The sequence below is a fragment of the Anatilimnocola floriformis genome, from assembly GCF_024256385.1.
GTDB classification, from domain to species: domain Bacteria; phylum Planctomycetota; class Planctomycetia; order Pirellulales; family Pirellulaceae; genus Anatilimnocola; species Anatilimnocola floriformis.
This window is the reverse complement of sequence record NZ_JAMLFW010000001.1, coordinates 1,193,545-1,218,325: the sequence shown is the minus strand read 5'-3', so window position 1 is coordinate 1,218,325 and position 24,781 is coordinate 1,193,545. Positions and strand designations below refer to the sequence as shown.

The following is a 24,781-nucleotide window of genomic DNA, read 5'->3' as shown; positions in this document are numbered from 1 at the left end:
CGGCAGGCTAATTGATTTGCCGGATCCCTTCTTCCACGGCCAAGCAAATCTGGTCGAGCTCTGCGAGTGTCACGCTCAACGGTGGCAGGATCACCACGACGTTGCCGAGGGGCCGTAACCACACGCCTCGAGTCAGGGCGTGATTGCAAACTTGCTGACCGCGACGCTCACTCCAAGGGAAGGCTTCGTTCGTCGTGCGGCTACGTACGAGTTCGATGCCGGCGATGAAACCAAGCTGCCGGATGTCGCCGACGTGCGGCAGTTGGGCGATGCGCTGCAGGTGCTCTGTCAACCGAGCGATTTTCGGCTGCAAGTTGGCGAGCGTTTGTTCGTTTTCGAAAACTTCGAGCGTCGCAACAGCGGCAGCAGCACCCAGAGGATTGCCGCCGTAAGTATGTCCGTGGAAAAAAGTCCGCGACGATTCGTAGCTGCCGAGAAACGCCTGCCAGATGCGATCGGTCGCGAGCGTTGCAGCGAGTGGCAGATAGCCGCCGGTCAAGCCTTTGGCCAGGCAGAGGAGATCGGGCTCGACGCCTTCATTTTCGCAGGCAAACATCTTGCCCGTGCGCCCCATACCGACGGCGACTTCATCGGCGATCAGCAGCACGTTGTACTTTGTCGCCAACTCACGCACGCCACGCAAAAATCCGGGCGGATGCAGGATCATGCCGGCTGCACATTGCATGAGCGGCTCGATCACGATTGCGGCGATTTCCTCGTGACGTTCTTGCAGCAGGAGTTCGACGCACTCCAGAAAATAGCGAGCCGCCGTTTCGCGCGTCACGCCGGCGGCCAACCGAAAGAGTCTCGGCGTGGGGATGCGCAAGACTTCGAACAGCAGCGGCCTGAACATTTCATGAAACCGCGCCACGCCGCCGACACTCACGCTGCCGAGCGTGTCGCCGTGGTAGGCGTTGTCGAAGGCGAGGTACTTCGTTTTCTTCGGCTGCGGCCCGGTTAAATTCGAGTCGGCACATTGCTGCCAATATTGAAAGGCCATCTTCAGCGCGACTTCGACCGCGCTCGCACCGCTATCGCTGAAGAAGACGTGCTGCAAACCGGCCGGCGCGATATCGACGAGTTTTCGTGCGAGTTGCACCGTCGTCGGATGGGCCATGCCGAGGAGGGTGACGTGCGCGACCTTGTCGAGTTGCGCGCGGATCGCGGCATCAATATGCGGATGGCGATGGCCATGCACATTGCACCACAGACTGCTCACGCCATCGAGCAGGGCCCGGCCATCGACATCGTAGAGGGTGCAACCTTCGGCTCGTTCGATCAGCAGCGGCTCGTGCTCGGCCATCTGCGTGAAGGCATGCCAGACCAATTCGCGGTCCCAGGCGGCCAGTTGTTCGGCTGTCGGCGGATCCGGCTTTACCATTGCACCGTGACGGGCTGGCCCGCGCGCACGCCGAGCATGATCTTTGCGCTGTCGCCAACAATCACCAGCTCCAAAAAGCCGCTGTCGCTCAGCAGGGCGAGCAGTGTCATTTCGGGCTCTTTGTGATCGGGTTTGTAGAGACCGACGGTTTGATGCTCGTCGCAGATGACCGAAACCGACGGATCGTGCGGCACCGTGCGGAGTCGCTCCACGGGAATGTCGGTAACGAGGTTGCCGGCCTCGCTGTACGAAACGACTTTGCCTTCGATCTTGCCCGGCACTCTTGCACTCCGCCCTGAAGTGAGTCGCGAGAAGCTGCAGAATGCGTACTCGCGTGGCAGCATTCTAAAATGCCGCTAGCGGGGAGCCAAGCGGCCTGCCGTGGTTCTCAGGACATTTTCAAGATATGCAGGCCGTTCGTTTCCTAAAGACTTTTTCGGGTGATTTGCACGGAGTCGCCAGCCTCGACGCCGAGCTGCGCTGCCGCGTTGCCGTTGACCACGGCAATTTCGAGCCTTCCCTGCGAATCGCCCAGCGCAATCAGCTCGCCGGCCCCGCGCTGGCCATAGGTGGTTTGCAGGCCAGTGATTTCGCGTCCGGCGATGCGAATCAACGGCTCGGCGCTACTCAGCCAACCGCGCAGCATGGCCGTTGTCAGATTGGTGATCACATTGCCGAAAGAATCGATATACAAAACTTCGGCCGTTGCCGAATCGGTCCCCAGATGTGGTTCGGGCCAATCGAGCCAGATCATCTGGTTCGTCACTCGGCCCATTTCATTCGGCGAAGTATCGGCCAACAAGTGGCCGGCGACAGGAGCAAAAATATCGCGACCATGAAAGGTATTGCTAACCGCCGTTCGCCAATAGCGCGACTCCGTGACCTTCAATAGAAAATTCGGACGCGAGTAACGCACCAAGTAACTGAGCACACCGTTGTCCGGCGCGAGATACCGCTGCTCACCGAATTCGGCATAGATGATTTCACGCTCGGTGCCGACGCCCGGATCGACGACGACGAGATGCAGAGTACCCTGCGGAAAAAACGGCGTAACATCGGCGAGCACGACCGCGGCCTGGCGAATGTTCTGCGGCGCGATGCTGTGAGTAAGGTCAACGATTCGCGCGTGGGCATTGGTCGACAACAGCGAGCCCTTCATCGCGGCGACGTAAGGGCTCGACACGCCGAAGTCGGTAGTGAGCGTAATCAGCATGAAAGCGGAATTCCTGGAAAAATCGTTAGCAACGGCAGCCTGATTCTCTACCCCAATTATACTGGTGCCCTCCCTTGTTACTCGCACCATGATGAGCCATGTCGACACAACCCCGCCGATTGCAGATTGAGAATCTCGAAGCGCGTACCGTGCTCGCCGCCGAGATCAGTTATTTCTCGACAGCCGCTGCCGGCAGCGTGACAGGCAGCGACGGCGTGCGGGTCGATTTCGATGACTCCGACGTAATCAGACTCGACATCGAACGCAACGCAACCGGTGCGATTACATCGTACCGTTATCAGATGCTGTTCGACGGCAGCGACGTGGGACTCGATACCGACGCCGAAGATATCGACGCGCTCGACATTCTTCCCGACGGCAGCCTGGTGATTTCGACCACCGGCACGGCAGTCGTTCCGGGAGTGACCGCCGACAAACAGGACCTGCTCCGTTTCACGCCAGCCGCGAACGGCTACGGCACCAAGACTCAAGGGACATGGTCGCTGTATTTCGACGGCAGCGATGTCGGGCTGACGATGGACAGCGAGAACATCGACGCTGTTTCGGTTTTACCGAACGGCAATTTGATTTTGTCGACCAGCGGCTTCGCCAACGTGCCGAATTTCAGCGCATTCTTTTGGGGCGAAGACATTCTGCTATTCCGGCCGTCGCCCGGCGGTCTCGGTCCACAAACGGCCGGTTCGTGGGGACTGTATTTTGACGGCAGCGCGCGCCTGCTCGATACCTATACCGAGCAAATCGATGCTATCGATCTGCAAGGTGATAAACTTTACATGTCGACGAGTGGCGCCTTCAAAGTCGGTACGGCTGCAGGCGACGACGAAGATGTGTTTGAGTTCAACACGACCACGAACACTTACGCCCCCAAGCTATTCCTCGACGGCAGTGTGATCGGGCTCGCCGCGCACAACCTCGACGGCTTCGAAATCATTGGAGACGGCGAATATGCTCCCGCGCCATCGATCGTCATTCCGGGTCCGCCGGTCGTTGACGTGGCCGGCGTGCTGTCGGCCGCGGCAACAAAGTTGGCGGCCTACGATGCTCGCTCGGTAGTCAAGACTGCCTATCCGAACGACGCCGGAGCTAGTGCAACGACTTGGACCACGACCAACGCCGCAAACTGGGTCAGCGGTTTCTATCCCGGCATGCTGTGGGAAATGTACGAAGCGACCGGCGACGCCGTTTGGGCCACGCGAGCCAAAGCGTGGCAGGCAGGCATTGAGGGTCAAAAGAACGACACTGGCAATCACGACCTAGGGTTCATGATTCTGGATAGCTTTGGCCAAGGTGCGCGACTGACCGGCAATGCGACGTATCAAGCCGTCGTGAACGCCGCGGCGCGTTCGCTGAGCGCACGCTTCAACCCCAAGTATGGCGCGCTCGATTCCTGGGGGAGCAATCGCGTGATCATCGATTCGATGATGAACGTCGAGTTGCTCTTCAACGCCGCGAAGCACGGCGGCACGACCTCCAAGGGTGGAACCTCGCAAGACCTTTACAACATGGCCGCGAGTCATGCGACGCAGGCGATGTTGAATCACGTGCGCCCCGACGGCAGCACTTATCACGTGGTGACCTACAACACGGCGACCGGCAAACCGCTGTCGAAATCGAACGCCGGCGGCATCAGCACCGAGACGACTTGGGCCCGCGGCCAAGCATGGTCGGTGTATGGCTTCACGATGACGTATCGCGAAACGGGCGATGTGAAATTCCTGGAGACTGCCCGCAAAACGGCAGACTGGTTCATCTCGCACCTGCCCGAAGACATGGTGCCGCAGGCCGATTTCAGCTCGACCTATACCGACATCGCACACAAAGATTCTTCGGCAGCGGCGATCGCGGCGTCTGGCTTGCTGGAACTCAGCACGCTCGAGACCGATCCGATTCGCCAGCAGAAATATTTCACTGCGGCGGGTAGGATTTTGGAGTCGCTCACCTCGCCCGATTATTTCTCGGCGGGGAGTGACCACCCCGGCCTGCTATTGCACGGCGCGCGCAACTATCCGGGAAATAACGTGAGCCTGGTCTTTGGCGACTACTATCTGCTCGAGGCGACGATTCGCTATTCGAAGATTCTGGCCACTCAGCCACTCACGACCCCGCCGGCAACTTGATGCGCAGGGCAGCGTTGGTAGATTGTCTGCGGCGTTTACAGTCTGCCGCACCACAACAATCATCAGCGAGTTTTGCAGCGCATGTTTCTCACTTTTGGCGAAGTCATGGCCCGGATCGCTCCTCCTGGGCATTTGCGTTGGCCGCAGTCGCTGCCTGGTTCCGTTCAAGTCACTTGGGGCGGCGGCGAAGCGAACGTCGCGGCATCGCTAGCCATGTTCGGGTTGCCGGCACGTTATCTCACCGCGCTGCCGAAGCAGCCGGTCGCGGAATCGCTGGTGACATCGCTACGTGGACTGGGCGTCGATGTTTCGCAGATCTATTGGCGTAAGGAAGGGCGACTCGGACTCTATTTTGTCGAAGTCGGCGCCAACCAGCGCGGCAGCACGGTTCTCTACGATCGCAGCTACAGCGCCATCAGCCTGGCCGCCGCCGATGAATATGATTTCGAACGAGCGCTGCAAGACGTTCATTGGCTGCACGTCACCGGCATCACGCCAGCCATCAGCGAAGCAGCAGCGCTGGCAAATCAAAGGCTGGTCGAACTGGCACATGCTCGCGGCGTGACCGTTTCCTGCGATCTCAACTTCCGCAAGAAGCTTTGGAACTGGCGGCCCGGAACGAAACCGAAAGACCTGGCGAAAGAAACGATGAGTCGCTTGCTGCGGCATGTCGATCTGGTCATCGCCAACGAAGAAGATGCCGCCGATGTCCTCGGCATTCACGCCGGCGAAACCGATGTCTTGCAGGGACACATCGCCGCTGCGGCCTACGAAGATGTTGCCCGCCAGATCGCAGCGCAGTTCCCCAGCGTGAAGCGAGTCGCAATCACGCTGCGCGAAAGCATCTCGGCCGATCACAACAACTGGGGCGCCATGCTGCTCGATGTCGCCACCGACAAAGCGTGCTTCGCACCAACCGACGCGGCTGGTAACTACGTGCCCTACGAGATTCGCAACATTGTCGATCGCGTCGGGGCAGGGGACTCCTTCGGCGCCGGATTGCTCTACGCACTCAACACGCCCGACCTGGCGTCACCCGACAAAGCGATCGCCTTCGCCGTCGCGGCAAGCTGCCTGAAGCATTCGGTGCAGGGAGATTTTAACTATGTTAGTGTGGATGAAGTGAAGGCGCTGCTTGGCGGCAACGCGAGTGGCAGGGTGCAGAGGTAGTCGTTGATCGCTCAATTTGCGATGGGTACGGCAGGAGAAACGACATGTCGACAGTCAATCCGCCACGAGGCCCGATTCCGTTTGCGGTTCCACCGCTTGAGAACGGCGACCGTCTTACGCGCGACGAGTTCGAGCGGCGATACCGCGCGATGCCGAACTTAAAGAAAGCCGAACTGATTGAAGGAGTGGTCTACATGCCTGCTACAGTTCGGTACTCTAATCACGGCCGACCTCATAGCTACCTCACGCATTGGATTGGCGACTACGTGGAAGAAACGCCAGGTGTTGATTGCGGCAATGATACATCAGCTCGACTCGATTTGGACAACATGCCGCAACCAGACGCCATGCTGTTGATACTGCCCGAGTGTGGCGGCAACTGCCAAATCAGTGAAGACGACTATATCGAGAACGCGCCCGAATTGGTTGCTGAAGTTTCATCCAGCACGGTGAGCTTCGATTTGAATACCAAAAAAGACGTCTATCGACGTTGCGGCGTTCGTGAATACATCGTTTGGCGGGTCCTGGATCGGGAGATCGATTGGTTCATTCTCGAAAACAATCAATTCGTGCCGCTGAAGACAGATGCACAAGGAATTTACAAAAGCCACGTTTTTCCAGGTCTGTGGCTCGACGCTGCGGCATTGGTCGCAGGCTCGCTGAAAAAGGTCACGCAAGCGCTCAAGAATGGCATCGATTCTCACGAACACACTGCCTTCGTCAAGAAACTGAACTATCAGGCGCAGGAATGAGCACGGCCCATCGGCAAATTCTCTCGTTTTGCTAAAATCAATCACTTTCCGCCTCGCCGCTCCAACGCCTCGGAAAGTGCTGATTCATGTCGCACGATCGTTACGAAAATCCGCTTATCTCGCGTTACGCTTCTACCGAAATGTCGTCGCTTTGGAGCGAGCAGCGGAAGTTTGGCACTTGGCGACGGCTGTGGGTGATTCTGGCCGAGGCCGAACGGCAGATGGGGCTGCCGGTCACTGAGGAGCAGATTGCGGAACTCCGCGGTCAGGTCGACAACATCGATTTTGCCGCGGCGGCGAAGTACGAAAAGAAACTGCGGCACGACGTGATGGCTCACGTCCATACCTACGGCGATGTCTGCCCGACCGCGCGTGGCATCATTCACCTCGGCGCGACCAGTTGTTACGTAACCGACAACGCCGACCTGTTGCTGCTCCGCGAAGGGCTGCAACTAGTCGCGCGGCGGTTGATGGGCGTGATCGATCAGCTTTCTAAGTTCGCGGCGCAGCAGCGGAGCCTTGCTTGTTTGGGCTTCACTCACTTGCAGCCCGCGCAGCCGACGACCGTTGGCAAGCGTGCTTGCTTGTGGGCCTACGATCTCGTGCTCGATCTATACGAAGTCGAACATCGCATCGCCGAGATGCGGGCTCGCAGCGTGAAAGGAACGACCGGCACGCAGGCCAGCTTCCTTGCCCTCTTTCACGGCGATCACGCCAAGGTGCGCGAACTGGAAAAGCTCGTGGCCAAGAAAATCGGCTTCGACGACAGCTACTCGGTGACCGGCCAGACTTATACCCGCAAGGTCGATTCGCAAATCGTCGACGTCCTCTCTGGCATCGCCCAGTCGGCCCATAAGCTGGCGACGGATGTCAGGTTACTTGCTTCGCGCAAGGAAATGGAAGAGCCGTTCGGAGAAGATCAGATTGGAAGCAGCGCGATGGCTTACAAGCGGAATCCGATGAAGAGCGAACGCGTTTGCGCGCTGTCTCGGTTCGTAATTTCGCTGCAGTCGAGTGCTGCCAACACCGTGGCCACGCAGTGGATGGAACGCACGCTCGATGACTCGGCCAATCGCCGGCTGGTCTTGCCACAATCGTTCCTCGCGATCGATGCGATCCTGGTACTGCTGCAGAACATTAGCGCTGGTCTGGTGGTTTATCCGCTAGTTGTTGCGAAGAACCTGCAAGAAGAGTTGCCGTTTATGGCGACCGAAAATCTGCTGATGGCCGCCGTCGAGCGTGGCGGCGATCGGCAGAATCTGCACGAAGTGATCCGCAAGCGCAGTCACGAAGCAGCCGCCGTGGTGAAGCAACAAGGCAAGCCAAACGACCTACTCGAGCGCCTCGCCAGTGAAGCCGATTTCGCCGGCGTCGATCTGCAAGCGGCACTCGATCCCGCGCAATACGTCGGTCGTGCGCCCGAGCAGGTCGATGAATTCATCGCCGAAGTGATTGAACCACTGCGAGCACGCTATGCGAACCAGGCGCAATTGAGTGCGGAACTGAAGGTCTAGGTTAACCCTCTAGCTCCAACCCCTCATGGAGCAAAGCAAACTCTTCGTCCAGTTCACGGAGAAAATCTGCGGAGGCTGTACGTCGCCAGTTTTCGACGCCCACAGATATTCTTGACGGGCGCGGGCACGAATGGCTTCACGAGCTAGCTGTGGTTCGATTCGCAGCAGAGCTCGAAAGGCGATCCCGCGCACGGTAATAAGATGTGATTGGTCGTCGACGAAGCTATCGTTTTCGATGACTCGTAGGATTGCTGGAATCCCTTCACGCCGTTTCAACATACCGAGAGAATGTGCTGCCGCGCCTGCAATATCAGGGATCGAACTAGTTGAATATTCGTTGAGCGCAAAGAGAGCTTCTGATTGGGCTGCCGTCAGCGCTCCGGACTGTGTGGGACGCATACGGTTGCCGAGGCAAACGATGCCCATGGAAATGAGAGAGTGTTTCCATTTCTCCAGCGAATTGTGAGCGCTCGTACGCCGGATGATCGACAATAATTCTAGAATGGCGTGATCCGGGAGCGGCAGGTTGATATCGTACCTGAGGTAGACGGTGAGTTCGCGTTTCAGCCGTTGCAGCTCTTCGTCCGGTTCCATTTCAACCTCGTAACATGGATCGTTCACTTCTCATCGCGATCCTGCAATCGCAGCGATAATCCCGCCGCAGATTACCAGCAACACAATCGCCCCAATCACCGCCGCGACGACACCAGCAATCTTTAAATACGACGTCGGCGCCGTTCCCGTGCAGCGCCCCGTCTGACCATTCAGCAAGAAGCGAAAAGTCTGCTCGCGGTACGAATACGCCATGATCCAAACTGGCAACAGCACCGGTTCGGCCGACAGACCTTCGACGCGGACGTTGACATTCACGTTGCGCGCTCGGCCTGGCACGAGCGTTTCACAGGCCTGACGTTCATATTCTTCGAGCCCTTGCTGCGCGAGAGGCCGGGCGTATTTGCGCTGGACTTGAAACTGTTCGAAGAGCGCGTTTTCCAGATCGGCTCGTTCCGTGGGAATGGCCTGGCTCAAATCGTACGGACAGATCGAACTGGTTTCGGCCGGCGACAGCGAGCTACTCGCGCCGATCAACAGACCGTCGTACGAGCCATGATGCTCTCCCGAAACCGGACACCAACTGGCACTCGCGCCCCACGGTGTTTCGCTACTGTCGGCCGTCCAGTACGTAAATGTTTTCGCGCTGAAGACCCAGTACGGCACGTACACGGCGGTTAGCTTCGTCACGATCGACAACGTCGCCAGATCGCCGGGACGCCAAAAGCTGCTCCCCATCCAGGCCTTCAGCCGCGCGACGGCATCGTGCTGTTCGATGCGAAACGGCACCACGAATTTCGGCGCGAGTGTTTTGACATCTTTCTCGGCTTGCAGCTTTTCACCGCCGCAGAAAGGACAGCGCAGGTTCTGCACCTTGGCGTCGTAGCTCATCGACGCGCCACAGCCGTCGCAGCGAAAGTTGTGTGTCGAGATCATCGACTCATTCGAGCCACCTGTATTCTCTCGCTGCGGCGCTTCGGTGCCGCAGTTTGCGCAGAACAGATCCTCCTCGTCGAGCAAGGCCTGGCAAACGGCGCATTTTTCGAGAACTTCGCTCATGGTTGCTCGTTACCGCGCGTTCATTGCCGCGATGATCAGGAAGAGAACAAGCAACACCGCGACAATTACACCGACCAGGATCGCAATTCGCTGCCACGACACCGGCTTATCTCCGGCCATGCGTCCCGTCTGGCCATTCAGCAGAAAGCGGTAGAGCTTGTCCTGATACTTATAGCTGGCAATGTACATCGGCAGCAGACAGAGATCGGAATTCACCTGGCTGAAGTTGGTGCTCACGCTCAAGCTGCGATGCGTGTCGCCCGGGAGGAACGCAGCGACGTTGCTTTGCTCGCGGTTGTAAAACTCTTGTTGCGAAATCTCGAGAGCCCGGTCGCGCGAGACCGAATACTCTTCCGCAAACCAACCGGCCAGAAACCACGGGGCGTAGCGCTTGAGCGCCGGCAGTTGATAGGGCTGCACGCGCAGAGCTTGATCCTGCGGCAAACCTTTGCTGCCACTAACGAGATAGCCGCTGTAGTAATGATGATGCCGGCCGGCGAGCGGATACCACTCGGTCTCTTGCACCTGCCGCGTATGCGTGGTGGTGTTTCCCTTGGAATCGGTCGTGGTGTAAGTCTCGGTCCGATACCAATGCTCGCCGATGCTCGCTTGCCAGTTGCTGTCGGCCCGCATCGAGAACGACCAGAACGGCAGATACACGCCTTTCATCTTGTCGACGACAGCAGAAGTCTTCAGATCGCCGGGCCGATACCAACCGTTATCGGCGAGCCAAGCTTTGAACTTCGCTTGGGCATCTTCGGGCGTAATCGCAAAGCCGATGACGAACTCGGGTTGCTGCCGGCCGGTGTCGCGCTGCGGCAGTTCGATCACATACGTCGAATCGCAAAACGGGCAGGTGTAACTGCGCTGATCCGGATCGGTTGCCACTTCGGCGCCACAGGTTTCGCAGCGGAAGTGCTTTTGCTCGGGTTGTTCCGTATGCGATTGGTCGACGACTTGCGCATCGACAACTTCCGGTGACGCCTGCTTTGCCGCGGGAGCGACCGGCGCTTGATAGTCTGGATTGGGAGTGCCGCATGCGGGGCAGAATTTGTCGAGCGGTTCGATCGGAGTGCCGCAGGCTTCGCACGGTTTGCCGCGCGGCGCGGGAGCGTCGTGATCAACCGCATCGAGCCACTGGATGTCGGCCATGGTGAACGCTCAGCTGTGCATGCGGGGAAAATCATCACCATCGACGAGGATCGCCGCTTCGGCTGCGGCCAGTTCGTGCAGCCGTTGCCGGAGCGATACTTCATCCGTGTATCGGCGGGCCAGTTGCACATAGGTGCTGTGGTGCCGGGCTTCCGATTCAAACAGGCTGCCATAAAACTCGGCCAATTCGCGATCGGCAAGTCGATCGCGCAGCAAGCCGAAGCGTTCGCAGGAACGAGCTTCGATCAAACCAGCGACGATCAACCGATCGACGGCCCGCTGCGGTTCCTGGCGACTGACCAGCGCGTGCAACTTGTTGCCGTAAGTGCTGGGGTGAATCCGCCGGAACTTCATGCCGCGGCGTTCGAGCAATTTGATCACCAGGTGATAGTGCTCGAGCTCCTCGCGCACGATCTCCGTCATCTCGGCGGCCAGTTCGACATCTTCTACGTAGTAGCCGATGAGGCTCAGCGCGCAGGCGGCCGCTTTCCGCTCGCAATGAGCGTGGTCGATCAGCAACTCCTCGAGATTGGCTTCGACCTGATGCAGCCAGCGGTCGGGAGTGGTGGATTGAAGATTCAACACGATGGAGATTGGATTGTGGTTCTGTTGTCCGAAGTCGAAGGTTGAATGATACAATTGCTTGCTAATGATGAGAATTCCTGGCACAGCAATTTGATTTTGTCCGCATGATTCTGCTCTCCGTACAAGACATCGTGAAGCACTATGGCCCTGAACCCGTGCTCGACGGCGTGACGTTTGATTTACGGCCTGGCGAACGGGCTGCGCTCGTGGGACCGAATGGCGCGGGCAAGACCACGCTGATGCAAATCATTGCGGGGCAAAGTGAGCCGCACTCGGGGCGAGTCGAAATTCATTCGCGCGCCCGCATTGGCTATTTGGAACAGCAACCCGAGTTCGCCGCGGGGCGGACGGTTTGGCAGGAAGCGAGCAGCGGGCTCGAAGAACTGCTGCAGCTTTCCGTCGAAGCCGAACGGATTGCCGCGGCGATGGCGACCGAGCAGGATGCGTCGGCGCGCAAGAAGCTCGAGCAGCAGTTCGATTTCATTCAACATCAACTCCATCGCCACGACGTGTATCAAGCCGATCGGCGGATCGAGCAGATTTTGGAAGGGCTTGGCTTTGGCGAGGCGACCTGGCAAAAGCCCGTCGAGCAACTTTCGGGCGGTCAGCAAAATCGACTGATCCTCGCCAAACTGCTACTGGCCGATCCCGATTTGCTGTTGCTCGATGAACCGTCGAACCATCTCGACATTGATGCGACCGAGTGGCTCGAAAACTATCTCACGGCGACCGATCAGGCCATGCTCGTGGTCAGTCACGACCGCTACTTTCTCGATCGCGTGACGAACCGCACGCTGGAGCTTTATCAAGGAACCGTCGAGTCGTATCCGGGCAATTTCACGCAGTACAAACGACTGAAGAGTGAGCGGCTTGAGGTTCAGCGGAAGACCTACGAGAAGCAGCAGGAAGAAATCGCGCGGATGGAAGATTTCATCCGCAAGAACCACTACGGCGTGCTCGCCACGCAGGCCGAAGATCGCCGCAAGAAGCTCGAACGGATCGAGCGCGTGCCGCCGCCGCGAGAGATTAAGTCGCCGCCGATGGGCTTTCCGGCTGCGTCGCGCACGGGCGACATCGTGCTCCGCGTCGAAGGCCTCAGCAAAGCGTACGACCGGCAGCTGTTCAAAAATCTGACGTTCGATGTGCTCCGCGGCGAAAAATGGGGCATCCTCGGACCGAACGGCACCGGCAAAACGACGCTGCTCCGCTGCATCGTCGGCGAGACGACAGCTGACGCGGGAAGATCCGTGATCGGCAGCGGCGTGAAGCTCGGCTACTTCGATCAGCACCTGAGCAGTGTCGATCCGAACGCCGAAGTCGCCGATGCGGTGCGGCCCGATCACAAGGAATTCATGATCCAAGCCCGCCGCGACCTGCTCGCACGCTTCGGCCTCATCGGCGAAACAGTGCTGCAGAAAGTATCGAGCCTCAGTGGCGGCGAGCGCAACCGAACTGCCCTCGCGCGGCTAGCGGCGCTCGATGCCAACGTGCTGCTGCTCGACGAACCGACGAACCACCTCGACTTGTGGGCCCGCGATGCCCTCGAACAAGCCTTGAAAGCCTTCGATGGAACGGTGATCTTCGTCAGCCACGACCGCTACTTTCTTAATCAGGTCGCCACGAAGCTCCTCATCGTGCAGCCAGATCGCTTTCGCGTAATCGAGGGGAACTACGACACCTATCAGCACCTGGTGAAGCAGGGCTTTGCCCTCGACGCCCGCGCTGGTGTCGCGGCCGAGAAGAAGAAAGAAGAATCAGCCGGCGCTGTTGCCCAGCGCACGGAAAAGGAAGGCCGCCGCAAACGGAAGTTCCCCTATCGCAAACCGGGCGAAATCGAAACAGAAATCCATCAGCGGGAAGCGCGACAGCAAGAGCTGCTCGGCCTGTATTCCGATCCCGACATCCTCCGCGACGGCGGCCGGGTGAAGCAGATTCAAAGTGAGCTCAGCGAACTGGAAGAAAAACTGCCGAAGCTGTATGAGCACTGGGAAGAGGCGCTGGAGATGAATCAGTAGGGCGCCGTTCGCAACCTGAAAGTGTCGCGCTACTTCACCAGTCGCAGCACACGACAGGTTTCTTCATAGCTCGATTCCAAGTCGAGCGCGATGCTCAGCGAATCAGGAAGCCAAAGCGGAATCGTTGGCTCGCGGAGCGGAAGGATACTTTTTACGGCACGGTCAGGTCATAGTTCTTCTCTCGCAACGCCGGCGTGACTTCCAGCGTCAGTTCCGTCGACGCGTTGTATTTTGCCGGCAGGCTTTCCTTGGTGACTTCCAGCATCGGAGCCCCGGGGCCGTTGTGTTCGGGGCGACGTTCGGTGACGACGGGTGCCGAGATGCTAACCCGTTTCATGCCGACGGAAATCTTGCCGCGGTAGCGACCGCCGACGATTTCGAGCGAGGGACTGACTGGCGCGCTGTCGAGCGACGCGAAGTCGATCACGCCTTTTTCGACCGGTTGACCGTTGACCGTCACGGTGCCGCCGAGCGTGACTGCCGACGGTCGGCAGCCGGTACAAAGAATTGCCGCTAAGCACAAACCGAAGAGAAACCGCTTCATGAGTTTTACCAATCGCCACCCATGGGCTGACCGTCGGACTGAGTGAGCGCTGAGTTCCACGTCTTGAGCGTGATGTTGCCCGTAATGCCGCGCACGCTGCCATCGCCGAGGCCCACAATCACCACACCCGGATGCAACGAGCTCGCGTTCAGCGGGGAACACGTTCCTGCCGAGCCCAGCGTTGGCGCGGCTTGCGGCACGCGCCAGCTTTGCACGTTGCCGTTAGCAGGGTCGGGGATCTTGGCCGTGGAATATTGCGTGGCAAAACCACCGGACGGATATCCAGCCGGCAGAGTGGTGCTGACTGCTTCATTTGGCCAATAAGAAATCGGATCGCCGGTGGTCAGGTTCGTCGCCGGCCACACCGAGCGACCATCGGTCGCGCTATTGCCACCCGCCGAACTGCGGCAGAGGGCGATGTGCTCGATGAGCATCACCGTGCTCGAGGTGCCATCGGTCATGTCAGCCAAGCGGGGATACTCACCCGTGACAAAGACCTCGCCGTTGACGTTGTAGCTATTCAGGTTGTAGGCATTCGAAGTTCCGGTCGCGTTTCCCTTAGCGGTGTTGTCCGAAGGACAAACGTAGGCGGGAACTTTGGTGACCATGGAGTTGGTCGACGTCGAACTATTGAAGAACGAACTGACAGTCGACAGGCCCTGCAGTTTTTCATACAGGTTTTTCTGTTCCAGGTAGGGGAGCATCGACCAGAACGTTGAGGAAGAAGTCAGCGTGGTGCTGCCGCGCGGCCAGGAGTAGCCGAACTGCGGCATGTAGAGATGGGTGTCATGGCAGTTGTGCAGCGCCAGGACTTGCTGCTTCATATTGTTCGAACATTGCGTGCGGCGGGCGGCTTCGCGAGCGGCCTGCACGGCGGGAAGAAGTAGCGCCACCAACACACCGATGATGGCAATCACGACGAGCAATTCAACTAGCGTAAAACCGCGCGCGAGCCTTGTGGGGCGCATCTTTCAGTCTCCCAGGGATTAGAGGGGGGAGTGGAAAGTGGCTGAGCAGGAAGGAGCAGAACGGCTCCTATCAGGCGAGGCTTATTGTAGTGAGGGATGGGGGTGTGTACAGCGGAAAATATTTGAATGCCGTTAGGAACTAACGGCCGCCGCGACCACCGCCGCCGAAACCACCGGTTCCGCCGCCGCCTCGGCCACCGCCGCCAAAGCCACCGGCTCCGCCACCTCCAAAACCGCCAGTGCCGCCGCCACCACGACCACCCATTCCACCGCCGCCACGTTGCGCCGCGTTGATGAGGTCCTGCATGTTCATTTGCGGCGCGCCTTGAACGACCGGGCCACCTTGCTGGCCACCCGGGCGTTGCTGCTGCGGCTGACCTTGATTGCCGCCTGGAGGACGCGCACCTTGGGCACCACCGGGACGCGTCGTCGAAGTTGTGCCCGCAGTCGAAGTCTTGCTGACGGTCACTTTATCGCCATACAGCGATTGCACCGAGCGAGTCAGCAGGTCGGCGTTCGAAGACTTGAGCGAGTAGACCCGCACGATTTGATCGGAGGCCAGTTCCGACACGTCGAGTTGTTCAACGAGGGCTTTCACCTCGTTGTAGAGATAATCCGGAGCCGCGACGATCAGCGAGTTGGTACGCGTATCGACGCCGACCGTCATCTTGATTTCTTCACCTTTGTTTTGCTGTTGCTGGCCACCGCGACCACCGCCACGCAGAGCTTGAATGAACTCTTGCGGCGAAGGCTGACGCTGAGCGCCGCCGTTGGCATCGGCTGTCAAGCGGCCCGAGTAAACCTGGCGAACCACCGTGGCAATGGCATCGGCCGTGGTGTGCTTCACGGGAATGAACCGCGGCTTGGGCTGCATCGCGACCCCTTCCGGGTTTTCCGGCTGATCGATCACTTCAATGAAGTCTTCAATCAATTCCAAGTCGCGAACATTCGCACGAACGTAGAGAGCATTCAACCGAATATCGGCAGTGATCTGCGCCGAGCCAGCCGACACTGCAGCGCCACCGCCGCCGCCACCACCCATGCCGCCGAGCAAACCGCCGAACATGTCGCCCATCATCCCTGCGGCGAGATCGCCCATCAGGCTGCCGCCGCCACCACCGCTCGGTTCGCTGCTGCTCGAGGCGCCGCTGAGGAGCTCTTGCAGCAACGCCGCCACGACCTGAGCCTTGGCGTGATGCAGATACAGAATGTGGAACTCACGCCCCTTGGAATTCGTGGCGTCGATGATCGCTCGCAGCTGCCGCTCCATATCGTCGAGGGCGTCGAGGTCATCGGATTGCAAAATGATGCCGGCCGGGCCGAGCGAAACGATCACATCTGCGCCAGGAATCGACTTAGCGCCGGCGACTTCGCCTTCAGCAGGAGCTTCGGCGGCGTTCGCTTCAGTTCCCTTCGAGCCAGCCGGCGCTGGGGCCGGCTCCGCTTTTTTTTCGGCGGATTCCTGCGAATTAGCACCAAGCTGTCGGCTGATGAATTCGGTTCGCGTCTTGATCGAAGTGGGCTCGGTTTGATTGGCCGGAGCCTTTGGATTGACGTGCGGTTGTGCTGCGGGAGGAGGCGCAGGAGCAGCCGGCGCCCGCGGCGGTGCGCCACGCAGCTCGCGCGGGTCGACACCAAACTCTTCTTGCAGCTGACGTTCGTACGGCTCGAGCCGTTCTTTTTCACCCAGTGGCTTCAGACGTCCGTTGTCAGCGCCGGTTGGTGAACCAGCGCCGGGAGCCAGGTTATTTTGCAGCTGTCCCGGCACGCTCTTTTTGCGGGCATGAATGATCAGATTGTTGGCCCGTGAGCTGGCCTTCCACATCTGTTCGATCTGTTCCACCGCGGCGAGAGCCGAGCGGCCCGTGCCGTTGCTGATGATGCGGACGTGTTCGCGCTGAGCAGGATTGATCGCGCCTCCCGCACCTCCGAGTTCGCCCATGTCCTTCAGCAGGCCTTCGATCTGCGCGAGCTGCGCTGGACTGGCCCGCACGGCAATCTGCATGTTCGTGGCATCCGAAACGACCTTCGGAGCGTTGAGCACACCCTTGTCGGCGCCAAAAAGCTCATTGATATGTAGGGCGACCGCTTGCGGATCGTTCTTGTGCAACTTGAAGACGGTGAACTTGGTTGCGTCTTTTTGCATCTGTTCGAGCAAAGCCACAATCGTCGCATGCTGGGCCGGTCGGCAATGAGCGATGATGTTGCCGCTCTTGGGATCGAGCTGAATGCGAACATCAGGAATGCCCGCGAGCAAGGCCTGCAGCACCGCCAATGCGGCGGCGGGGTCGGCGTTGTTCACGCTGTAAACTTCCAGCTGCGGTTGTTCGATGACCGCGTTACCAGTGGTCGTCGCGGAACCGACGTCGATCTTCGATTTCAGCTTTTCGATCAGCTCGATCTTTTCCGGCTTGCCGGTGACGATCAGGCGCATGCCCAATTCGTCGGGCGAAATCCGGAGCGAACCATCGGGAAGTGCGTTGAGCGTGCCGGGAATGCCGGCGAGCTCGCGAGCGATGTTCATGAACTCGCTGGGGCGAACGTACTCCAGCTTGATGATCGTGAGGTTGTCTTCCTTTGGCGTGTCTGGATTTTCGATGGCCTTGATCGCGTTGCGAACTTGCTTGAGCGAACCGACGGTGTCGGTCACCACCAGTTGGCGAGCCTTCGAAAGAATGATGACTTTGCCTTCACGGCCGAGGAGCCTCTTAATTTCGGCTTCGGCTTCTTCGGCGGTGATCTTGCTGAGCTGGAACTGGCACTGCGCGATTTCGAAATCGCCGTGCGGCTTGTCGAGGTCGGCTTCGGCAATGCGGGTGGCGAACGTATCGGGCAATTCATCGTCCGCCGACAACAGGAACAACATTCGTTCGCTGCGGTAGAGGCGAAAACCCTTGGTGATCAGCACCTTGTTGAGCAGGTCGAGCGCCTGTGCGGGCGAGTAAGTGCGAGTGTTGTCGCTGTAATTAAAGGTTCCGGGCGGAAAGTTGCTATCGGTGACGAGCGAGAAACCGGCCTGCTCGGCGAACCATTGAATGACATCTTTCCAGGGCGTGTAGGCGAACTGGAACTTCAGCTGGGCATTGGGATCGACAGCTTTCAGCGGTTCGCGGGCTGGCTTGATTGTGGTGGTGCCTGCGGCGGCGTTGCCGGCGGGAGTGCTGCCTGTGGGAGCACCGCCTGCTCCGGGAGTGCGACCACCTGGGCCGCGGCTCGGCGGATTTCGTCCCGCCGGTACCAAGCTACCCGGCGGCACACTGCCGTCTGGGGTAACCGGAGCAGTTTTCATCGGCTTGTCGGAGGGATCGGCCACGGCGACTTCACCACCACCGCGACCTTCCAGAGCTTCCCACTTCGCCTTTTGTTCCGGCGTGAGGATCTCGAGCATCTTCTTTTGCAGTTCGACTTTAGCTTTCGCCTTGGCCGCTTCGGGAGCAGCGGCGTTTTCCTGCTCGAACATCTGTTGATACGTATTCAGCTGACCGCGCTGCCGCTCGGTGATGACCAACTGTTCGCCCACGCCCTTTTCGAGCAGGGCCACGGGGCCAACGCGGCGGATGCGGATTTGCTGCAGCTTGGTTTGCTGTTCGGCGGTCAGGAGTTTCAGGCCCAGCTTTTCCGACTCGGCGACGAAATCGGCCAGCTTGGCGTCCTTGTCAGCCTGCGACAGGTCCTTCGGCAGTTCCAGCACCAGGGCGCCGACCTCGTCCTCGCGCTTGCCGATCAGATCGTTCAGCTGTTTGAGCGAGTCCTCACTCAGCCCCAGTTCCTTGGCCACGGCCGGCTCACTGGCCAGCGCCAGGACACCGACAAACGCCGGGTCGGCGGCAGCAGCCGTGAGAAGCGAGCAACTGAGGACCCAGCTGGCCAAAGCAAACGAGGCAAGACGGGTAGAAAGGGCCATAGTGCAAATCCGGCAAATGGAGGGTCTTCGCGATCCGCGGAATCATCCGTTAGCTAATCTAACCCCAAGCAGGTTGCGGGGTTTCGATCGGCGGGACGCGGCTGCCAGCAGGTGGGCGGAAAAGTTAACGCAGCCGCAATAAACTCTTCTCTCCAGAGTACTTAAAAATTTGCCACCGTTCCAGCGAATTTGCCCGAATGCTTTCCGGGCCACGGCCAGCAGGATACGATAGAGACGGTTCCTGACCGCCAGCCAGAACCTACTCCTCTTCGAACTATCGGCAATTCGCAGGATTCGAGGCCGCTGATGACTCCGCGCCCGTGGACAGCTGTCGCTGCCGTCATGCTGTTGGTCGTCAGCGGGGCAGGGGAGGGCCGCACCTTTTGTGCCGGTTGTGCCGCCACCGATTGGCCAGCCCCCGTCCGCATCGCGCCCGAATCGATGGGCATCGAGCTGGCCGCCGGTCCCATGACCAAGGGCAAGGGCGAAGCCGTCACCACCCACGACAAAAACTCCCAACCCGTCGTGGGCCGACTGTATGTAGCCATCGGCACCGGCGCCCTCATCTTGCTCCCCGATGGCCAGATCGTGGCGCGCAAAAAAGGGGAGTTTGCGCCGACCGATCGGAAGTTCGAGCCCGCCGATAAAAAGGTCCTGGCCGAGCAGCTCGTCCGCGAGGAGTTTCCGGGCTTCAAGACGAAGCAAACGAACCACTATCTCTATATCTATGACACCAGCGAGGATTTCGCCCTCGCCACGAGCCGCATCCTCGAAACGATGCTTCCGGGCGTAATCCTGCACGGTAAGGCCATGCAGATCGACGTCAAAGATCCGCAGTTGCCGCTCGTCGTGGTGATGTTCAAGTCTGAGGCAGAGTTTCAGCAATACCAACGGATGCCGCCTGGCGTGGTGGCTTACTATCAAACGCTGTCGAACCGCGTCTTCATGTACGAGCAATCGCGGCTGGCCGACGTCCGGCCCGATCTAGCCGTACAACAAGCTCTGGCCACGATTGCTCACGAAGGAGCGCACCAAATCCTGCACAACATCGGCGTGCAGCAACGCTTGAGTCTGTGGCCGATGTGGCTCAGCGAAGGAATGGCCGAATACTTTGCCCCGACGCAAGCCGGCGAGCGACTCCGCTGGAAAGGAGCCGGCCAGGTCAACGATCTACGCATGTTCGAGCTAGAGCAATACGTAAAAAGTCGCGCCACCGAAAAGCCCGACGGCCAACTGATCGAACACACCACGCAAGCCGCCCGCCTGACCAGCACCGGCTACGCCTCGGCCTGGGCCCTGACGCACTACTTGGCCAAGAACAAACGCGCCGAGTTCAACGAGTACGTCAAAAAGATGAGCCAGCTCGGCCCGCTCGAAACCTCCGGCCCCATCGTGCAGCCAGGCCTCGTGCGCGAAAACCTCGTGACCTTCCAAATGCAATTCGGCGAAAACCTGACCGAGCTCGAAAACCGCCTCGTCTTGCATCTGAAAAAGCAAAACTACAACGATCCTTTCGCCCAGCAGCCGCACTACGTCGCCACCGTCCAAGCTGGCGACGCCAAACGCCCGATCCGCATGGTGAACACGTTCCACTCGACGTCACTCGCCGAAAAGTGGATCCGCGACACGGTCGACCAGCTGCCCGAAGCCGCTCGCTCTCGCGCCGACAGCAACGTCCGCATCTTTCCCAACCGCGCTGCCGCGGAACAATGGGCGAAACAATTTTCGGGCAAGTAGCCTGTGGTTCCTCCTCGTTGCCGAGTGCTCCAATGAATACTGGCTGGGCCCTGGTCGCTGGGTTGTTGTCTCTCTCGCTGGTAGCGGGCGCAACAGCTCAAGCCGCGCCACCGCGCGTCAGTGACGCGAGCGACACGTTCTTCCAGCAGAGTGAAATCCCGCAACTGCGAATCACCGTGGAGAAGAAGGATCTCGACAAACTACAAGCCGAGCCGAGGTCGTATGTAAAGGCTGCGCTCGAAGAGAACGGCCAAACGAAGTACCAGGGAGTCGCTCTCAAGCTCAAAGGGGCAGCCGGCAGCTATCGCGACTGGGATGACCGGCCGGCACTGACGTTGAACATGACGAAGTTCAACAAGCAAGGCAAATTTCACGAGCTCGTAAAATTCCATCTGAACAACTCCGTGCAAGATGACTCGTATCTCAGCGAGTTGATTTGCTCGGAGCTGTTTCGCCAGGCCGGAGTTCCTGCGGCGCGAGTTACGCATGCTCGCGTCTGGCTCAACGGTCGCGATGTCGGCTTGTATGTACTGAAAGAAGGTTTCGACGAGCGCTTTCTCAAACGGCATTTCGCCGACCCGACGGGCAATCTCTACGACGGCGGCTTTCTGCAAGATCTCGATGCCGATCTAGAAAAAGACGCCGGGGCGGGTCCGGTCGATCACAGCGATTTGCGAGCCATCACCGAGGCTTTGGCTGTGGAGGATCCTGCCGCGCGCTGGCGAAAACTGGCGACGCTCGTCGACATCGATGCGTTTCTCACGTTCATGGCGCTCGAACGGATGACCTGCCACTGGGACGGCTACGCCAACAACATGAACAACTATCGGGTCTACTTCGATCCCACCACCAGCAAGGCCTGCTTCTTTCCGCATGGCATGGATCAGATGTTCGGCGATCCAGGCATGGGTCTCTTCGATCACACCAAGCCCATGATCTCTGCAGCCGTCATGCAGAACAACGAATGGCGACAGCGCTACCGCGAACGAGTCGCCAAGTTGTTGCCGCTGTTCTCACCCGCCGATGGCCTGATCCGCCGCGTGGATGAGATTCAAAAGCGCTTGAAGCCCGCCTTAGAAGCGATCGGCAAGGAGGCCGCCAGCGAGCATGTGGAGCGCGTCAAGGAATACAAAGAGCGTCTGGTCGCGCGGGCAGAAAACTTGAGAGCACAACTTGCCGAGCCAGATCCCGAAGTGCTGGCGTTCGCCAACAAAAAAAGCGAAGAGTTGCTCCCCGACTGGTACGAACAGCTAGAGACAGAAGATGCCAAGCTCGAGCGTCCCAAGCTCGAACGAAAAGAGACCTATTCCATCGCTTGCGGCAAAACAGTGCCCTGCGTCGCTTCCTGGCGGCGCGACGTGCTGCTTGGTCCCGGCAAGTACGAACTCCGCGCGCTGGTCCGCACCAACCGCGTAATTAGTCCAGATGGCAACGAAAGTGGCGGCGCTGGTGCGGGGATCTCGGGCGTGGAACGAACGAACCACCTCCGCGGCACGAATGCCTGGAAACCGCTCACGGAGGAGTTCACCATTCGCGAAGATCAGCGCCACGTGCAACTCGTGCTGGAGTTGCGCGCCAGTGGTGGCCGTGCCTGGTTCGACGCCGCATCCTTGCGACTCGTGCGCATCGGAAATCCTCCGCCACCCGCTCAAGAATGAGCAACCTGGTTCGCAGCCAACCCAGCAAGCCACAAAAAAAGCGAGCCGGCGATAAATTCGCCAGACTCGCCAGGTGTTGGAACCACAGGGGTTTGAAATGAGACCGGCGGGACTCGAACCCGCGACCCCAGCATTAAAAGTCAGAACGAGTTGTTCCGAAGGTTTCCCGAAGTTGTCCCGTTATTGAAAAACACCGCGATAGTCTCTAAGGAGCATTTGCTACAATTCAGGTGGAATGATCGACTGAAGTAACATTCCAAGTAACACTGCTGAAAAGATTAGCTCTTCGGCTCTTCAACAAGAAGCATAATCGAAGTGCCAGTCCCAATCGGTGTAATCTGAATGATCCTTGCGCCCTTCTGAATAGCGTCGTCCAGGTTATACCCTGTTCTGTTTCCGCCAACTGCGGTAGTGACGGTGCCATCGCCATGAACAATCACCGCGCGTAACCTCGTTTGCGTGTCAGCCATGATGAGTTGAACCTCCAAGAAAGTCACAAAACAGGTAACACTTCCAAACAACCGGAGCCGACCGCCGATTCGGAAGGCTCGCAAGTTGTGCTAACTAAGGGGTTTGAAATGAGACCGGCGGGACTCGAACCCGCGACCCCAGCATTAAAAGTGCCGTGCTCTACCAACTGAGCTACGGTCTCGACCACAACTGGTGAATTGCTTCTCCAATTGAGTCCCACATTGTAGGCAGCCAGCCCCGCATTGCCCAGCGGACATAGCCATCGAATCGCGCTACTGCCGAGGAAGCCCCGCGGCCGCAATTTTCTGGCTCCATTCGTCGTTTACGGCTGGGAAGGGTGACTTTTTGGAGCAATCGGCGGCTGTTTTCGTTACAGTATTGGATTGCCTCCACCTTCCGCACAAACAGCCGATATGTCTGACACCATTCCCCCGCCGAGGTTCGCCGATAAGGTCGCCATCATCACTGGTAGCAGCGATCGTGGCATTGGCGGCGCGACCGCCATCCGCATGGCCGAAGAAGGGGCTTCGCTGGTGCTGGTCGCGCGGCACACGCCCGAGCGGCTGCTGAAAAAGTTGGACCGCCTCGGCACGCCGCACGTCTTTTTGGAACTCGATATCACGGTTCGCGAAAACGTGCAAAAAATCGTCGCGACCGCCGTTGAGCAGTTCGGACGGCTCGATATTCTAGTGAACAACGCCGGCGTCGAGGTTTCGGCCCGGTTGGTCGATTCGAGCGACGAGGAATGGCGACAACTGCTCGACGTCAACCTCAACGGCTGCATCGCGCTGTCGAAAGAAGCGTTGCCCCATCTGAAGAAACCGGGCGGCGTGATTGTGAACGTTGCCTCTGCCCTGGGCCTGGCCGGTTGCGTCGGTTTCAGCGTCTACAGCGCGAGTAAAGCCGGCATGATCGGCTTTACGCAGTCGCTGGCCTGGGAAGTTGGCGGTGACGGCATTCGCGTGGTCGCGGTGGCGCCGGGCCTGGTCTTCACGCCGATGGCAACCAAGCACATCGACAAGCTCACGCCCGCCGTCCGCGCTCAACTCGAAGCCTGCCATCCACTCGGCGTCGGCACGGCTGCCGATTGTGCGAGCGCGATCTGCTTTCTCGCCAGCCAAGATGCCCGCTGGATCACCGGCGTGACCCTGCCGCTCGGCTACGCCCATCAGTTCCCGCTGCCGATCATGGGTGAGTAGTCAACTTCAGCATTTCATAGCAAGACATGCCGAAGGCCCCGCAACCGGCGAGCATGAACAGTGCGCCCATGCCGAGGAAAATCTTGCGGGCTGCGCGATCGCCGAACCAATACCGCCAGCTCTTGGCCCGCCTCGTGGTGAACAGGATCTCCCACTCAAACAGCGCGCCGGCAAAGGTCAGATAGCCGAGCCCATAGAAGAACGAAGTAACCACGATGCCGAAGACGGCGTGTTGAACGAACATGCCGCCACCAACCGCGGCCGTGATCATCAGCCCAATCATGCCCACGCCCCACACGCTGGCGAGGATTGCCAGAATGACGAGGTTCCGCCTGGTGTTCTTGCCTTGCGGATCGGTTCTCTCATACGGACGCATCTCATAACCCCGCAGCATCACGCCGACGGGATTGCTGGCCAGTTGCTCCATCGGCGAGGCGATGGGTCTGATCTCGATCGACGGCGGCGGGGCCACGGCGAAGAACTTGGGAAACAGCTCGCGCAGTCTGCGCCGCGGATTCTGTTCGCCTTGCACCAGGTCGTCTGGCCCGAACATGTGTGCAGTCACGCAGCGAGTCAGTTCCTTCCAACTGAACGGCCCGAAGCGATTCCCATCCAGCCGCATGACCCACCAGCGATCTTGGTCAATCGGGATGACCTTCGCTGGCGGCGGCCCGCTCGCAAGTTCCGCGGCGATCAAGATTTCATCGTCATTGGGTTGGGCGTTCATGGGAACCTTTTCTAACTCGCTGGTTCGCCCAAGATACCGCGG

General features: G+C 59.2%; 20 protein-coding genes and 1 tRNA gene. 8 read left to right on the top strand and 13 right to left on the bottom strand.

What is annotated here, in order from left to right; all coding sequences use genetic code 11:
* Positions 1-7: 7 nt before the first annotated feature.
* The 3 genes from bioA to M9Q49_RS05025 all read right to left on the bottom strand — a co-directional run bounded on the left by bioA (position 8) and on the right by M9Q49_RS05025 (position 2,594).
* Entirely contained in the window at positions 8-1,381 is a 1,374-nt protein-coding gene (bioA, locus tag M9Q49_RS05035) for an adenosylmethionine--8-amino-7-oxononanoate transaminase (RefSeq protein WP_254507581.1), read from the bottom strand.
* Entirely contained in the window at positions 1,375-1,662 is a 288-nt protein-coding gene (locus M9Q49_RS05030; protein WP_254507579.1) for an SAM hydroxide adenosyltransferase, read from the bottom strand. Before M9Q49_RS05030 ends, bioA begins: the two co-directional genes overlap by 7 nt.
* 143 nt (positions 1,663-1,805) lie before the next feature.
* Positions 1,806-2,594: an SAM hydrolase/SAM-dependent halogenase family protein gene (locus M9Q49_RS05025; protein ID WP_254507578.1), complete on the bottom strand. Its 789-nt coding sequence runs from the start codon at positions 2,592-2,594 to the stop codon at positions 1,806-1,808.
* Between the two features lie 98 nt (positions 2,595-2,692).
* Here M9Q49_RS05025 and M9Q49_RS05020 point away from each other — a divergent pair, with 98 nt between their 5' ends.
* The 4 genes from M9Q49_RS05020 (at position 2,693) to purB (ending at position 8,168) form a co-directional block, all read left to right on the top strand.
* Positions 2,693-4,732 carry a hypothetical protein gene (locus tag M9Q49_RS05020; RefSeq protein ID WP_254507576.1) on the top strand — a complete coding sequence of 680 codons (2,040 nt, stop codon included), beginning with the start codon at positions 2,693-2,695 and terminating at the stop codon, positions 4,730-4,732.
* Between the two features lie 81 nt (positions 4,733-4,813).
* On the top strand, positions 4,814-5,902 hold the full coding sequence (locus M9Q49_RS05015) for a sugar kinase (RefSeq protein ID WP_254507575.1): 1,089 nt from the start codon (positions 4,814-4,816) through the stop codon (positions 5,900-5,902).
* 44 nt (positions 5,903-5,946) lie between these two features.
* The gene (locus M9Q49_RS05010; protein ID WP_254507573.1) at positions 5,947-6,654 is read left to right on the top strand and encodes a Uma2 family endonuclease; all 708 of its coding nucleotides are present in this window, start codon (positions 5,947-5,949) and stop codon (positions 6,652-6,654) included.
* Positions 6,655-6,740: 86 nt separating this feature from the next.
* Positions 6,741-8,168, top strand: coding sequence for an adenylosuccinate lyase (gene purB, locus M9Q49_RS05005; protein WP_254507572.1), 1,428 nt, complete (start codon positions 6,741-6,743; stop codon positions 8,166-8,168).
* Positions 8,169-8,177: 9 nt separating this feature from the next.
* Here the strand turns inward: purB and M9Q49_RS05000 are convergent, their stop codons facing one another.
* The 4 genes from M9Q49_RS05000 to miaE are packed head-to-tail and all read right to left on the bottom strand — an operon-like array spanning position 8,178 to position 11,516.
* Entirely contained in the window at positions 8,178-8,762 is a 585-nt protein-coding gene (locus M9Q49_RS05000; protein ID WP_254507571.1) for a hypothetical protein, read from the bottom strand.
* A 30-nt stretch (positions 8,763-8,792) separates the two neighbouring features.
* The gene (locus M9Q49_RS04995; RefSeq protein WP_254507570.1) at positions 8,793-9,779 is read right to left on the bottom strand and encodes a hypothetical protein; all 987 of its coding nucleotides are present in this window, start codon (positions 9,777-9,779) and stop codon (positions 8,793-8,795) included.
* Between the two features lie 9 nt (positions 9,780-9,788).
* Positions 9,789-10,931 (bottom strand): zinc ribbon domain-containing protein, encoded by a 1,143-nt coding sequence (locus M9Q49_RS04990; RefSeq protein WP_254507568.1) that lies wholly within the window; start codon positions 10,929-10,931, stop codon positions 9,789-9,791.
* 9 nt (positions 10,932-10,940) lie between these two features.
* On the bottom strand, positions 10,941-11,516 hold the full coding sequence (gene miaE, locus M9Q49_RS04985; protein ID WP_254507566.1) for a tRNA-(ms[2]io[6]A)-hydroxylase: 576 nt from the start codon (positions 11,514-11,516) through the stop codon (positions 10,941-10,943).
* A 104-nt stretch (positions 11,517-11,620) separates the two neighbouring features.
* Here miaE and M9Q49_RS04980 point away from each other — a divergent pair, with 104 nt between their 5' ends.
* Positions 11,621-13,531: an ABC-F family ATP-binding cassette domain-containing protein gene (locus M9Q49_RS04980; protein ID WP_254507564.1), complete on the top strand. Its 1,911-nt coding sequence runs from the start codon at positions 11,621-11,623 to the stop codon at positions 13,529-13,531.
* A 151-nt stretch (positions 13,532-13,682) separates the two neighbouring features.
* Here the strand turns inward: M9Q49_RS04980 and M9Q49_RS04975 are convergent, their stop codons facing one another.
* From M9Q49_RS04975 to M9Q49_RS04965, 3 genes are all read right to left on the bottom strand, one after another.
* Complete coding sequence (locus M9Q49_RS04975; protein WP_254507563.1) at positions 13,683-14,075, bottom strand: hypothetical protein; 393 nt, start codon at positions 14,073-14,075, stop codon at positions 13,683-13,685.
* 5 nt (positions 14,076-14,080) lie between these two features.
* Positions 14,081-15,043, bottom strand: coding sequence for a DUF1559 family PulG-like putative transporter (locus M9Q49_RS04970; RefSeq protein WP_254507562.1), 963 nt, complete (start codon positions 15,041-15,043; stop codon positions 14,081-14,083).
* A gap of 139 nt (positions 15,044-15,182) precedes the next feature.
* Positions 15,183-18,947: a secretin N-terminal domain-containing protein gene (locus M9Q49_RS04965; RefSeq protein WP_254507560.1), complete on the bottom strand. Its 3,765-nt coding sequence runs from the start codon at positions 18,945-18,947 to the stop codon at positions 15,183-15,185.
* Positions 18,948-19,253: 306 nt separating this feature from the next.
* Here M9Q49_RS04965 and M9Q49_RS04960 point away from each other — a divergent pair, with 306 nt between their 5' ends.
* Both M9Q49_RS04960 and M9Q49_RS04955 read left to right on the top strand, forming a co-directional pair.
* Positions 19,254-20,684 (top strand): DUF1570 domain-containing protein, encoded by a 1,431-nt coding sequence (locus M9Q49_RS04960; RefSeq protein WP_254507559.1) that lies wholly within the window; start codon positions 19,254-19,256, stop codon positions 20,682-20,684.
* 32 nt (positions 20,685-20,716) lie between these two features.
* Entirely contained in the window at positions 20,717-22,342 is a 1,626-nt protein-coding gene (locus tag M9Q49_RS04955) for a CotH kinase family protein (RefSeq protein ID WP_254507558.1), read from the top strand.
* Between the two features lie 278 nt (positions 22,343-22,620).
* Here M9Q49_RS04955 and M9Q49_RS04950 read toward each other — a convergent pair whose 3' ends face one another.
* Complete coding sequence (locus M9Q49_RS04950; RefSeq protein WP_254507557.1) at positions 22,621-22,812, bottom strand: hypothetical protein; 192 nt, start codon at positions 22,810-22,812, stop codon at positions 22,621-22,623.
* Positions 22,813-22,921: 109 nt separating this feature from the next.
* Positions 22,922-22,994: transfer RNA gene (locus M9Q49_RS04945), tRNA-Lys, on the bottom strand.
* A gap of 232 nt (positions 22,995-23,226) precedes the next feature.
* On the opposite strand from M9Q49_RS04945, the gene M9Q49_RS04940 reads away from it, so the two are divergent.
* On the top strand, positions 23,227-24,012 hold the full coding sequence (locus tag M9Q49_RS04940; RefSeq protein WP_254507556.1) for an SDR family NAD(P)-dependent oxidoreductase: 786 nt from the start codon (positions 23,227-23,229) through the stop codon (positions 24,010-24,012).
* Here the strand turns inward: M9Q49_RS04940 and M9Q49_RS04935 are convergent.
* A complete protein-coding gene (locus M9Q49_RS04935) occupies positions 23,999-24,739 on the bottom strand; it encodes an immunity 17 family protein (protein WP_254507554.1) in 741 nt (246 codons plus the stop codon). The genes M9Q49_RS04940 and M9Q49_RS04935 overlap by 14 nt on opposite strands.
* Positions 24,740-24,781: the final 42 nt, after the last annotated feature.